The following is a 12315-nucleotide window of genomic DNA, read 5'->3' as shown; positions in this document are numbered from 1 at the left end:
CCAGATTAGTGTGACATCAGAACGGTCGCTGTCATCCGTTTCAGGATATGATTCGAAACGCCGCCAAGGATTAATTCCCGAATCCGGGAATGGCCATAGGCGCCCAGCACGAGAAGATCCGCATCGCTATCGGCGACGGAATTCAAAATTACGTCTTCCGGCGTGATATCCTTTGCGATCTCACGCGACACGCGAGCGTTGATTCCGTGCTGTGCAAGAAAACGCGCTGCATCCGACCCGAACAATTCCTCGTCTTCCGGCGGATTTACACAAATGATCTCGACGTCACTCGCCTTGTTCAGGAACGGCAGCGCGTCTTTCAAAGCCCGCGCGGATTCCCGGCTTGCATTCCAGCCAACAACAACACGCTTTCCAAAATTCTCGACACGGCCGACATACGGGACCAAAAGAACAGGGCGACCCGCTTCCAGAATGACGTAATCCGGCACGCCACGATATTGCAGCGGGTCATCGTCTTCGTTTTCCTGACCCATGATGATCAAGTCGACGGCGCGCCCTTCGGTGCACAATGCGACACCGATATCGCCCCGCGCGGTCGCCCATTCGGAACGGGACTGCCAGCCTGCCAATTCAACGGCATGCTCGAACTGGGCCTTCGCCGCTGACATCTGCTCATCCAGGTCCTTTTCATACATCTCGAAAACTTCCTGGGGCACATGCACCGACGCATAGGTCGGGATGGCGACCGGCGGGCGAACAGCCAAGCCGATCAGGTGAGCGTCATGCTCCTGCGCAAGTTTCGCAGCAACGGCGAGGCTTCGTTCCGACCTCGACGTATTGTCAACATATACCAAGATTGAGGTGAGGTTCATGGACGGTCTCCGTTTCTATCTGCCCCGGGTCTGCGCGCGCCGTACGAAATTCCGATATTCCGATGCGTGCAGCCCCCTTTATCGTTGTCACTACCCTAGGCTTAAAAGGTGGTTACACATTTGACTTGCATCAACGGCAAAAAACTATTTTTTATAATACGGTTCGTCTCGTATTTAAATATATGCCGTGCCTTTGAATGATCCAAAAGCACAAGATGCGGAGGGAAATGATGAACATCGTCCGCGGCCGACCAAGGTCGGAAGCCAGCACCCAAGCCGTCTTGGCAGCGGCCGAGCGGCTATTTGGAACCAATGGGTATTCAAGGACCAGCATCGAAGCGATCGCCAAAGCGGCCGGTGTGGGGAAACAGACTGTTTATCGCTGGTGGCCAACCAAATCGCACCTTGCCGCCGCGATTTATGAACAACTTGCTCCCAGCAGCAAAATCGCGCCGAACACAGGGGCCCTCCAATCCGACATAGCCGCGATGCTTCGCAGTTTGTTCACCGCCTACACGTCTGGGCCCGCCGCAGCATTGCTGAGCGGCCTGATCGTAGAAGCCCAGGGCAGCGACGAATCCGTCATGGATTTTCGCGCCGTGTTCTTTGATGAACGCCGGATCATAACGACCGACTTGTTCGACCGAGCACGCAACCGGGGTGAAATCCCTCTAAGCGCGGATATTGACCTTCTGTCGGACATGTTGATCGGCGCAATCTGGATGCGGCTTTTGGCCGGCCATGCCCCCTTGGACGGAGCGTTTGCCGAAGGGCTAGCGGCCAACCTCGTTGCCGCCGCATCCGCGGAACCAACCCAAACACCAAGAACACCCGATCTAGAGGCATCATGATCATGTTGGAGGAAACGGAATATTCGGGTTTCGAGCCCGGTGCGGTCGAACGCATCATCGCGTTGCACATGAACTACTACGGTCCCAATTGGCAATTCGGACCCGCCTTCAAGAAATACCTTGAGGACGGATTGGGGGAGTTCGCGGCCCGGATAAACCCGGAAAAGGACTTATTCCTTGTCGCCAAACGGGAAGGAAGAATTGTCGGATCGGTCTGCATCGACGGCAGCGGAACAGAAGACGCCCAACTGCGCTGGTTCATACTGGACCCGACTGTTCACGGCCAAGGCATCGGCAACGGCCTGTTATCGCGGGCCATGGATTTTGTCCGCGGAGCTGGGCACAGGCGTGTCTATCTGTTCACTTTCAAAGGGTTGGACTCCGCCTGCCGGCTCTATGAAAAACATGGCTATCGTCTGACCGAGACGCTTGCCGCCGACAACACCTACGGCACCCCGGTCACCGGTCTGCGATACGATTGGTGGGCGAAGAGTTAAACGGAAACCCACCCTGAGCGGCCTCGACCTCACCCCGATCAGCAGTGGTCAAAGACCCATTGTCCCTTCATTATCCCGGCAAACTTGGAAACATGGAATTGGGTGGTGATAGACATGAAGGCTTTTGAGATTGTCAGTCCCGACGGCATCGACGCGTTGAACCTGGCCGACCGGCCCACACCAGAACCCGGGCCGGGTGAAGTTCTGGTACGGATGCGCGCCAATAGCATCAACTTCCGTGACCTCTCGACAATCCTGGACCCTGAACCGCGCGGTATCCCCTATCCCCGTATTCCCAATTCGGATGGGGCCGGCGAAGTGATCGCAACCGGACCAGGCGTTACCGAATGGAAAACGGGCGACCGTGTCGCCAGCACTTTCTTCCGGAATTGGGACAGCGGCGGCATCAGTGCTGCCGTGATGGCAAGCGCGCTTGGCGGCGCCACAGACGGCGTCCTTGCAGAGGAAGTCGTCCTCCCCGAACGCGGTCTGGTAGCGATACCGGATTATATGAGCTTCGAGGAAGCCGCCACTTTGCCCTGCGCGGCCCTCACCGCCTGGCGGTCCTTGGTTGAGGAAGGGAAACTCCGCGCCGGTGAGACGGTGCTGCTGTTGGGAACCGGCGGCGTATCCATCTTCGCTTTACAGATTGCCAAGATGCATGGCGCGACCGTGATCCAAACTTCCAGCAGCGACGAGAAACTGGCACGCGTTCGGTCGATGGGCGCAGACCATTGCATCAACTACCGCGAGACGCCCGAGTGGCAGGACGCCGTCATGGAAATCACCGGCGGCATCGGCGCCGACCATGTAGTCGAGGTCGGCGGCGGCGGCACATTGGCCCGTTCGGCAGGTGCGGTGCGCGTCGGTGGACATATTGCCTTGATCGGTATTCTGACGATGGATCGGATCGACCCGACACTACTGATGCGAAAATCCGTCCGCATGACAGGGATCTATGTCGGCTCGCGGCAGATGTTCCGTTCCATGCTTCGCGCATTCGAAGCACATGAAATCCGCCCGGTGATAGACAGGACATTCCCACTCAACGAAGCCCGGGAAGCCTTTCACCACATGGAACGGGCCGGGCATTTCGGGAAAATCACTATTTCCCTGTAACCCCGTTCGCACGTTGACGTCCTAAAGGATAGGTTTCAACGATAAGAAGGACGTGGCTTTTCCATGTCCACAATAAACTCACCCCCGGGGAGCACGCCGTGAACGAGCCTATGAAACGATCAGCACTCTATTGGGCGTATCTCATGCTCTTGGCGGGTGTCTGCGGCCATGCCTCCAGCGAATTTGTCGCCAAGCTGACCGGCGTCGTCGGCCCGGAATTGACGGTTTGGCGCTTTATGATCGGCGGCATGGGATTGGTAACGGTGTCCCTGATCTGGCCGTCTTCCCGTAATCTTTTGGAACCTCTGCGTAAGGATGGAGTTCCCATCATAGCGCTTTCGATCCTGGGTATGACGGCGGCGCAATTGCTGTTCCACTGGGCACTCGACTACGCCACGGTCATTCAAGTAGCGACACTGGTTACGACCATGCCGATCATCGTTGTCGTCGTGAACCGCATCGTGAACAAGGTCCCGATTTCGACCCCGAAATTGATCAGTGGTCTGGGTGCGCTGGCCGGTGTGATATTCCTGATCACCGACGGCTACCTAAGCCAAGTTCTTGCCGATGCTTCGGTGATCGGCATGTTCCTGGCATTGAGCTGCGGCGCGTTGGGCGCGATCTATATCGTTTTGTCCAAACCGTTCTTCGTGAAATACGGCGCGATCCGCATGACGACCTATACCTTTGCCCTGGGCTTTTTCGTCCTGTGGCCCTTTGTCGGTCTGGTTTGGGGCATCTGGGTCGACCCGGCGACTTTGTTCGATCGCCCCATGGACAACGCGCTTGCGATCATCACGCTGGGCGTGTGGAATACCACTATTGGTTTCGTGCTTTGGCTGGGCGGACTGGCGCTTGTGCCCGATACCGGACGCGCGAATTACATGTTCTTCCTGAAGCCCGTTATCGCCGCAATTCTGGCAGTCTGGATTCTAAACGAGCCGATCACCCTCGCCCAAGGCCTCGCCATTCTGGCCGTTACCGGGTGTGTTGCCGCGGAAGTGTTCTGGGAAGAAATAGTAGGGATGATCAAACGCCGCTCGAAGGCCTGATCCGTTTCGGGTCAGGCCCTGAGCGCGCCGCCCTCTTCGACATACCAGCGGTAGGTTTCCGCCAGACCGTCGCGAAAAGGGATACGGGCCGTCCAACCACGATCGCGGAGTAGGCTGACATCCACCAGTTTGCGTGGCGTACCGTCCGGCTTGCTGGAATCGAAAATCAATTCCCCTTCGAAACCGACCACATCGCATACGGTTTCCACCAGCTCGCGGATGGTCAATTCCTGACCGACCCCCACATTCAACAACTCGCCTGTCGATCCATCGACGTTCTGCATGCAATAGAGAGTGGCGTCCGCCATGTCGTCGACATGCAGGAATTCCCGCCGAGGGGTTCCCGTGCCCCACACCGTCATGGAGGCGTCACCCAGGATTTTCGCCTCATGCGCTTTTCGCATCAGCGCCGGGATGACGTGGCTTTTTTCCAAGTCAAAGTTGTCGCCGGGACCATATAAGTTCGTCGGCATCAGGCACAGACTGTTGAAGCCATATTGTTTCGCATAGGCCTGGCACATCTCGATGCCGGCGATTTTGGCGACAGCATAGGCACTATTCGTCGGTTCCAACTTCCCGGTCAGCAGCGCGTCTTCGCGCATCGGCTGTTCCGCGAATTTCGGGTAGATGCATGTCGACCCCAAAAAGACCAGCTTGCGGACACCGTTGCGGTAAGCCGCGTCGATGACATTCGTCTGAATCAGCAGATTGTCACGGATAAACTCGCCCGAATAGCTGTCATTGGCGACGATCCCACCGACCTTGGCCGCGGCAAGGAAGACATAATCCGGCGTCTGATCCACGAAAAAGGCTTCCACCCCATCCTGACGTGTCAGGTCCAGTTCGCCGTGGGTCCGCGTGATCAGATTCTGGAACCCTTCCTGTCTCAGCCGGCGTAGGATTGCCCCCCCGACCAGGCCGCGGTGACCCGCGACATATATACGCGCGTCCTTTTCCATCCGACCGATCAACCGAATTTCCGGGAGGGAACCTTGTGTCCCGCATCGGACAATGTGCGTTCCTGGGCGGCGAGATCCATATCGTAGTCCACCATCATCTCAACCAGTTGCTGGAAGGAGACTTTCGGCTTCCAATCGAGCCGTTGTTGCGCCTTGGAGGCATCGCCGAGCAGAAGGTCGACCTCGGTAGGCCGCAGGTAACGAGCATCGAACTCAACATGGCTTTCCCAGTCGAGCCCGGCATAGGAGAACGCCGTCTGCAGGAAGTCGCGCACGGAATAGGTTTCGCCGGTCGCAACGACAAAGTCGTCCGGCGCGTCCGCCTGCAACATCAACCACATCGCCTCGACATAGTCGCCGGCAAAGCCCCAGTCGCGTTTCGCATCCAAGTTGCCGAGAAACAGTTTGTCTTGCAGGCCATGCTTGATGCGGCCCAGCGCCCGAGTAATTTTACGCGTCACGAAAGTCTCGCCGCGGCGGGGGCTTTCATGGTTGAACAGAATGCCGTTCGAAACGAACATTCCGTAGGCTTCCCGATAGTTCACGCCATACCAATGGGCGGCAACCTTCCCTACGGCGTACGGGCTGCGCGGGTAGAAGGGCGTTGCTTCCGATTGCGGCGCAGGCGCGGCGCCGAACATTTCCGAACTGCCCGCCTGGTAGACGCGCACCTGGGCATCCTTTTCCTTGATGTAATCGCGGATCGCATCCAGCAGGCGAAGGGTCCCCGTCGCCACGATGTCGGCGGTATATTCCGGCTGATCGAAGCTGACGCGCACATGGCTTTGCGCACCGAGGTTATACACCTCGTCCGGCTGCACCTTCCCGATCACCCGCCGTATACCGGTTGAGTCGGACAGGTCCCCATAATGCAGGAACAGCCGAGCATCCGATTCGTGCGGATCTTGATAAAGATGGTCGATCCTGTCGGTATTGAAGGTCGATGCGCGCCGGATCAGACCATGAACCTCATAGCCCTTGGATAACAGGAATTCGGCCAGATAAGATCCGTCCTGACCGGTAACGCCGGTGATCAACGCGCGCTTCATATCACCCTCATTGCATGGTGTCGGCTGGTGTTACGCTGGGCCGCCTACCGGGTCAAGCAAGCGGCACGCCAACATTTCGCCCCAACAGTGGGGCAAATGAATAGTATATGGATAGTAAGGGCGCCGGACGCGAACGGCATATGTAGTGCTGGAAGAACAGGCTGTCTTCGGCTATGCGAACGCCGTCGGAAGCGATTTGCGGTCCCGGCACTGAAATTCGATTTGCCAAACCAATGGAGTTCGCATGGCTTTCAAAACCTTGGACGATCTATCGGTCAGCGGAAAAGTGGTTCTGGTCCGCGGCGACCTCAATGTTCCCATGGACGGGAACAAGGTTTCCGATACGACACGCATCGATCGGCTGGTGCCGACAGTGCGGGACCTTCTGGAAAAAGGTGCGTCGGTTGTCCTGATGTCTCACTTTGGGCGACCGAAAGGCAAGAAGGTCGGGTCCATGTCCCTTCGCCCCGTGACCGAGGCCTTGCAGTCGATCCTGGGCCGCGATGTTACATTCGCGGAGGATTGCGTCGGGGAGTCTGCGTCCGAGGCAATCGCAAAGGCGGGGCCCGGTGGTGTCACATTGCTGGAAAATTTACGGTTCCATCCGGGTGAGGAAGAGGACGACACAGGCTTTGCCAAACAACTGGCAGCCCTTGGCGACGTCTACGTGAACGACGCATTCTCAGCTGCGCACAGGGCCCATGCCTCCACCCACGCACTGGCGAAACTTCTGCCGGCGGCAGCAGGCCGGAACATGCAGGCGGAACTGGAAGCGCTGGACGCGGCCCTCGGCAGCCCGCAGCGGCCCGTCGCCGCGATCGTCGGCGGCGCAAAAGTCTCCTCAAAACTGAAGGTCCTGGAAAACCTGGTCAGCCGCGTCGATGTACTGATTATCGGTGGCGGCATGGCGAACACGTTCCTGCTGGCAAAGGGCGTTTCGGTCGGAAAAAGCTTGTGCGAGGCCGACCTTGCCCAGACGGCGCGGGAAATCATCGTCCGCGCAGAAGCAGCCGGCTGCACGATCGCGTTGCCGACGGACGCCTCGATCGCCCCAGAATTCGCGCCGACGGACGATGCCGAAGTCGTCCCCATCGATGCCGTACCGGAAGATCAGATGATCCTGGATGTTGGCCCGGCGAGCGCCGTGGAACTCTCGGCCAAGCTCGAAAGCTGCAGGACACTCGTTTGGAACGGGCCGATGGGCGCGTTCGAAATCAAGCCCTTCGACCAGGGTACAGTGGCGCTTGCTCAAACGGCCGCCCGCCTGACCAAGGCCGGGTCACTGGTTTCAATCGCCGGCGGTGGCGACACGGTCGCGGCGCTGAACCATGCCGGGGTCGTCGACGATTTCACCTATGTCTCGACGGCAGGCGGCGCTTTCCTGGAATGGATGGAAGGCCGTGAATTGCCGGGCGTCGCAGCCTTGGAGGCTGCTGCCGCCAACTAGAGAAATCAACAGAACGGATTCTGCGGCGGGCTTCCCAACGGGGAAGTCCGCCGCTTTCGTTTCCGCCGTCGGCAAAAATTTATGTAAAATTTTATTTACATTCTTTTAATCAATTCGCGATAACCTGCAGGCTGAGGGGCTCGGCAGGAGCAATAAAATATGGACGTCATCGGTGCAGGCGGCCCATTGGGCAGCCGCCAATTACTGACGACGCGTACTCAAGTCGGGCAACCCCAGGCTGGACCAAACCAGGCTGGACCAACCCAGGCTGGACAATCTCAAGCCGCGCCTGTCGACCGGACCGGTCAGCAACCGGCCAGCAGCCGCAATTTCCTTCGCACGCTTCAAGAAACCGGCGCCGCCGAGACAACTCAGGCAGCCGCTGAACCAAATACGTCCCGCACGACACAACGCGCGAACCGGGCTATTTCGGCCGCGGACACTCAAAATCGCGACAATCCCCTGCCACGCGGTAGCTTGGTGAACATATTGGTTTAAGTCTGATTGCCGGTAGGGCGGTCAGTCGCCCTTACGGGCCACGATGACCAAACCCGTGACGGGAACCGCATATTCCGTCCGCAATTGCCCTTGTTCCCCTTCAATCAGGTCAAAGCCCGCCCCCGCCAAGGACTTGTGGACATATTTGGCGGAATGAGTGTACCGGCCACTGATCCCCAGGTCGTAGTCCTTGGCCTTGCCATGCGTTTCCAACGTGAAGGCAAACAGTCCTCCGGGCCGCAAGGACGACGCCATCGCTCCGAAAATAGCCGAAAGATCGCCGAAATAGCATAGAACGTCGGCGGCCACCGCGACGTCGTACCGCTTACTGCGGGTTTGCAGAGCCTCCGTCAGTTCAGCCTTGTCGAGCCGATCATAAAGCTTCCGCTTTTTCGCAAGGGCCAGCATCTCTTCCGACAGGTCGATGCCTTCCAGTTTCCGTGCCAGCGGCCGCAAATACGGCCCACACAGCCCGGTCCCACATCCAGCGTCCAGAATACGAAGGTCCGATGCGTTGACATGCCGTGTCAGGGCTTCGCCCAAAAGTTCGGGTGCCTTGTAGCTCAATTCCTCAAGTTTGGAATCGAATGTATCAGCAAACTCGTCGAACGTTTGAGCGACATAGTCGTCATTCGCCCGGTCGGGCACCTCGTCACCGGTGACAGCTGCCGCCATGTGTAGTGCAATACGGTTGTCCGGATAATCTTCCGCCCATTGACGGGCAATCCGCTTGGCGGTCTTCTTTTGCCCCATATGCACCATACCGTAGAGCGACTTGCCCAGGTTGGAATGGACATAAATGTCCTCCGGATCCTGCGCCAAGGCTTTCAACATGTATTCGACGGCCGGACCGTAATCGTCTTCGTCATAGTGGATGATCCCGAGCGAATGGAGCGCCGCCTGATGCTCAGGGTCTTCCTCAAGTATCTTTTTATAAAGCACCGCCGCTTTATCTAGCTTGTTGTCGTAGTAGAGGCGGTCGGCCTCTTCATAGAGTTTGTCGATGGAAGAGGTCATCGTGTGAGCTACCCTGAAAACGTATCGGAAACCCTGCGGGCGGCGCATCATACCGCCTGCACGCCTTAAGTCGACCCGTCCCGCCCATCGAATTATGTCATCGGGTTGCCGTCAGCGGATCGCGGCCCCACTATCCTTCCATGACCGACACGAAAGCCCCCTCACCCGGCACCCCGCCGATCACGACCGTTGAAGACGGTGGCCCCCGGATTCGCACCATTCCGGAAGGCGACAATGTCGAACGGCTGGTTTGCCCGGATTGCGGTTTCGTGAACTACGAAAACCCAAAAATCGTCGTCGGCACCGTCGCCACATGGGAAGGCCGGATCTTACTGTGCCGTCGCAACATTCCGCCGCGTAAAGGGTACTGGACCATCCCTGCCGGCTATATGGAACTGAACGAGACGACCGAAACGGGCGCGCGACGGGAGGCAATGGAAGAGGCCAATGCCGATCTGGCAGAACTGCGTGTCCTCGCGATCTACAACATACCGCGCATCAGCCAAGTGCAGATAATCTACCACGGGAAGCTCGCAACGCCGGATGTTGCCGCCGGCCCGGAAAGCCAGGAAGTAGCATTTTTTGATTGGCAGGATATCCCGTGGGACGACCTCGCCTTCCCATCCGTCCATTGGGCGCTCGGCCATTTCGACGAAGTCCGGGAGGCCGGCAGTCATCCGCCCTTCGGAAATCCGCCCGGCGATTTCGGCGATATGACCCGATAGGCGCGCCAGTGACGGGTTAGATGGAAATCAACTGTCTTTCCCGTCGGTCTTCGACGTCTGCTCTGCGCCCTCTTCCGCCGTTTCAAGATGTCGGTTGATCATCGGCGCCTGGGTCAACATGAACAGCAGCGTCAGGCCCATCGCACCGAACACCTTATACGTCACCCAGAAATCGTCCGACTGCGTGCGCCAGACCGCCTCGTTCATACAGGCAAGGAACGCGAAGAACAGTCCGAAACGGATGGTCAATTTACGCCAGCCGGCTTGGTCCAGACGAAGGGCGTGCCCGACCACGAATTTCAACGGCTGCCGCCCCAGCGCCGCGCTCGCCAGCAATGTGATGCTGAATAACGCATTCACCAGGGTTGGGCGGATCTTGATGAAAGTATCGTCGCCCAAATAGAGCGTCAGACCACCCAGCACCAACAGAATGGGCGCGGTCACAAGTGGCAGTTTCGGCAGTTTTCTGGATAGGATGTAGGAGACGGCGAGCGCTATTACAGTCGCAATCATTACCGCGGCGGTCGCCTCGTAGAGGTCACCGAGCAGGTAGGTGATGAAAAACACCACCAACGGCCCGTATTCGCATGCGGGCGCAAGCCAAGGCGGTGAACGCCGATCAGTCTGTCGATCCGAAGTCATGGCCGGGGTTATAGCCGTGCTTGCTCCACAGACCAAGCGTACTTGTCGTCTATCGTCGATACTATTAGAGAACCCTTTATCAGCAGCGTGTTGTGCCGTTTCAAACTTGCTGATTCTTGCGATTCGCCATAGTTTCCTAATATGGCAATAGGAAATAATGGTATTGGCGGATCTGGTGATCGGCGGGTCGGTGGTAACAACCTCGGCAGGCCGAGCGGAGTAACATCTCCAGCTACCACAAGCCTTGGCGTTTCGCGGCAACAACGGGGACGGCCTGGGCGCGATCCATATGATCTACAGACCGCGTTCGGCCGGCTAAAGCGACTGCTTCGGTTGGACGGAAGCGCAGGTCCTAAACAAGGTATCCCCAGCCGGGGTTACTATCTGAACGTATTAGTCTAAGTTTTCGAACCCATAGGGAGGGGACGATGACCGTCACGGTTCAAATCGACTGTGTGCGACAAGCGGGCCGCGGTCGTCCTGTTTTTTGTAGGACCGGTTGAACAGCCCATGGCACGATACGATTTTTCCCGTCTTTCCGTTCTTGTCGTCGAAGACTCGCGCTTCATGCGCAGTCTGTTGGTAACCACGTTGCGCGCATTGGGTGTCGAGCGTGTGATGACGGCTGAAAACGGGCAGGAAGCGATACAATTCATGGCCCCCACCGCCGCAATCCAAGGTGAAAGCATGGTGGGGAAGACCGGCGTGGACATGATCATCAGCGATTATGTCATGCCTGTCGTGGACGGCGGAATGCTGTTGCGATGGATCCGCCTTGCGGGCAAATCCCCCGACCGTTTCATGCCTTTCCTGATGGTTTCCGCCGCGGCGGACAAGGAAGTACTGTTTGCCTGCCGGGACGCCGGCGTGGACGAGTTCATGGCGAAGCCTTTTTCCGCGGAAGCGCTGGCAAAACGCATGACCGCCGTCATCGAACATCCGCGCCCCTATATATATTGCCCGACCTATTTCGGCCCGGAACGCAGACGTCAGGACAAGCCTTTCGAGGAGGAGCGGCGCAAGACCACGAAAGACGATATAGAGACGCTCTATTCCGGCAAAGACATGTCGAAAATGAAGAACACGAAGAAACGTGTCTGGCTCTTCAAACTGCCAAAATCGCTTAAGCAAAAGCTTTCGACCGGCGTCAAGGATTCCGACGATCCCCCGTTCGACGCAAGCTTGCTGAAGGCTGCGGAAGAGAAAATCCAAAACATGTCGACCGATTACGCGGATTGGGTCAAAGAGTCGATCGAGGAGCTGCAGCAGGCCCATCACCGCGCTGTGGAGGACCCGGATCAGGCGACGGAACAGTTCGCGGTCATCCACACGATGGCGTTGGAACTCCGCGGCCAGGGTGGCATTTTCGGCTACCCGCTGATTTCCCAAATCGGCAAGTCCCTCTACGACATCACCAAGGAACATGCGACGGTCACGCCCCAATTGCTGGACTTGATCGACTCGCATATCGACCTTGTCAAAGTCGTGATCAATCAGAAGGTGGCCGGGGACGGCGGGGATACAGGCCGGCAACTGCTTCAAAGCCTCGCGGAAGCGAAAAAGAAATTCGCCGATTCCTGATACCGGAATTGGTGAAGCTGATCCGTTTATTTCCTTATGTGAGCA

The 12315-nt window shown here is 57.8% G+C and carries 12 protein-coding genes; 7 read left to right on the top strand and 5 right to left on the bottom strand.

The annotated features are described in order from the left end of the window. Positions 1–5: 5 nt before the first annotated feature. On the bottom strand, positions 6–833 hold the full coding sequence (locus EOI86_RS01445; RefSeq protein ID WP_127763371.1) for a universal stress protein: 828 nt from the start codon (positions 831–833) through the stop codon (positions 6–8). A 227-nt stretch (positions 834–1060) separates the two neighbouring features. On the opposite strand from EOI86_RS01445, the gene EOI86_RS01440 reads away from it, so the two are divergent. From EOI86_RS01440 to EOI86_RS01425, 4 genes are all read left to right on the top strand, one after another. Continuing rightward, complete coding sequence (locus EOI86_RS01440) at positions 1061–1684, top strand: TetR/AcrR family transcriptional regulator (protein ID WP_161973648.1); 624 nt, start codon at positions 1061–1063, stop codon at positions 1682–1684. Continuing rightward, entirely contained in the window at positions 1681–2181 is a 501-nt protein-coding gene (locus tag EOI86_RS01435) for a GNAT family N-acetyltransferase (RefSeq protein ID WP_127763369.1), read from the top strand. The genes EOI86_RS01440 and EOI86_RS01435 overlap by 4 nt, the downstream gene beginning before the upstream one ends. Positions 2182–2295: 114 nt before the next feature. Continuing rightward, the gene (locus tag EOI86_RS01430; protein WP_127763368.1) at positions 2296–3300 is read left to right on the top strand and encodes a zinc-dependent alcohol dehydrogenase family protein; all 1005 of its coding nucleotides are present in this window, start codon (positions 2296–2298) and stop codon (positions 3298–3300) included. Between the two features lie 110 nt (positions 3301–3410). Further along, positions 3411–4352 (top strand): DMT family transporter, encoded by a 942-nt coding sequence (locus tag EOI86_RS01425; protein ID WP_127763367.1) that lies wholly within the window; start codon positions 3411–3413, stop codon positions 4350–4352. 11 nt (positions 4353–4363) lie between these two features. On the opposite strand, the gene EOI86_RS01420 is transcribed toward EOI86_RS01425, so the two are convergent. Both EOI86_RS01420 and gmd read right to left on the bottom strand, forming a co-directional pair. Continuing rightward, positions 4364–5323 carry a GDP-L-fucose synthase family protein gene (locus EOI86_RS01420; protein ID WP_476702841.1) on the bottom strand — a complete coding sequence of 320 codons (960 nt, stop codon included), beginning with the start codon at positions 5321–5323 and terminating at the stop codon, positions 4364–4366. Next, positions 5320–6360 (bottom strand): GDP-mannose 4,6-dehydratase, encoded by a 1041-nt coding sequence (gene gmd / locus EOI86_RS01415; protein ID WP_127763366.1) that lies wholly within the window; start codon positions 6358–6360, stop codon positions 5320–5322. The genes EOI86_RS01420 and gmd overlap by 4 nt, the downstream gene beginning before the upstream one ends. A 244-nt stretch (positions 6361–6604) precedes the next feature. Between gmd and EOI86_RS01410 the strand changes: the two genes are divergently transcribed. Next, complete coding sequence (locus EOI86_RS01410; protein WP_127763365.1) at positions 6605–7807, top strand: phosphoglycerate kinase; 1203 nt, start codon at positions 6605–6607, stop codon at positions 7805–7807. Positions 7808–8326: 519 nt separating this feature from the next. On the opposite strand, the gene EOI86_RS01405 is transcribed toward EOI86_RS01410, so the two are convergent. Continuing rightward, positions 8327–9322 (bottom strand): class I SAM-dependent DNA methyltransferase, encoded by a 996-nt coding sequence (locus EOI86_RS01405; protein ID WP_161973647.1) that lies wholly within the window; start codon positions 9320–9322, stop codon positions 8327–8329. 140 nt (positions 9323–9462) lie between these two features. Here EOI86_RS01405 and EOI86_RS01400 point away from each other — a divergent pair, with 140 nt between their 5' ends. After that, positions 9463–10047 carry an NUDIX hydrolase gene (locus EOI86_RS01400; RefSeq protein ID WP_127763363.1) on the top strand — a complete coding sequence of 195 codons (585 nt, stop codon included), beginning with the start codon at positions 9463–9465 and terminating at the stop codon, positions 10045–10047. A 27-nt stretch (positions 10048–10074) separates the two neighbouring features. On the opposite strand, the gene EOI86_RS01395 is transcribed toward EOI86_RS01400, so the two are convergent. Continuing rightward, positions 10075–10689 carry a septation protein A gene (locus EOI86_RS01395; RefSeq protein WP_127763362.1) on the bottom strand — a complete coding sequence of 205 codons (615 nt, stop codon included), beginning with the start codon at positions 10687–10689 and terminating at the stop codon, positions 10075–10077. Between the two features lie 510 nt (positions 10690–11199). Between EOI86_RS01395 and EOI86_RS01390 the strand changes: the two genes are divergently transcribed. After that, the gene (locus tag EOI86_RS01390; protein ID WP_127763361.1) at positions 11200–12270 is read left to right on the top strand and encodes a response regulator; all 1071 of its coding nucleotides are present in this window, start codon (positions 11200–11202) and stop codon (positions 12268–12270) included. Positions 12271–12315 lie beyond the last annotated feature (45 nt).

The organism is Hwanghaeella grinnelliae (assembly GCF_004005845.1).
GTDB lineage: Bacteria > Pseudomonadota > Alphaproteobacteria > UBA8366 > Aestuariispiraceae > Hwanghaeella > Hwanghaeella grinnelliae.
This window is presented reverse-complemented; position numbering and strand designations above follow the sequence as displayed.

Coding starts and splice junctions, on each gene's coding strand:
- EOI86_RS01445 (WP_127763371.1), bottom strand. CDS start 833: ATGAACCTCACCTCAATCTTGGTATATGTTGACAATACGTCGAGGTCG.
- EOI86_RS01440 (WP_161973648.1), top strand. CDS start 1,061: ATGATGAACATCGTCCGCGGCCGACCAAGGTCGGAAGCCAGCACCCAA.
- EOI86_RS01435 (WP_127763369.1), top strand. CDS start 1,681: ATGATCATGTTGGAGGAAACGGAATATTCGGGTTTCGAGCCCGGTGCG.
- EOI86_RS01430 (WP_127763368.1), top strand. CDS start 2,296: ATGAAGGCTTTTGAGATTGTCAGTCCCGACGGCATCGACGCGTTGAAC.
- EOI86_RS01425 (WP_127763367.1), top strand. CDS start 3,411: ATGAAACGATCAGCACTCTATTGGGCGTATCTCATGCTCTTGGCGGGT.
- gmd (WP_127763366.1), bottom strand. CDS start 6,360: ATGAAGCGCGCGTTGATCACCGGCGTTACCGGTCAGGACGGATCTTAT.
- EOI86_RS01410 (WP_127763365.1), top strand. CDS start 6,605: ATGGCTTTCAAAACCTTGGACGATCTATCGGTCAGCGGAAAAGTGGTT.
- EOI86_RS01405 (WP_161973647.1), bottom strand. CDS start 9,322: ATGACCTCTTCCATCGACAAACTCTATGAAGAGGCCGACCGCCTCTAC.
- EOI86_RS01400 (WP_127763363.1), top strand. CDS start 9,463: ATGACCGACACGAAAGCCCCCTCACCCGGCACCCCGCCGATCACGACC.
- EOI86_RS01395 (WP_127763362.1), bottom strand. CDS start 10,689: ATGACTTCGGATCGACAGACTGATCGGCGTTCACCGCCTTGGCTTGCG.
- EOI86_RS01390 (WP_127763361.1), top strand. CDS start 11,200: ATGGCACGATACGATTTTTCCCGTCTTTCCGTTCTTGTCGTCGAAGAC.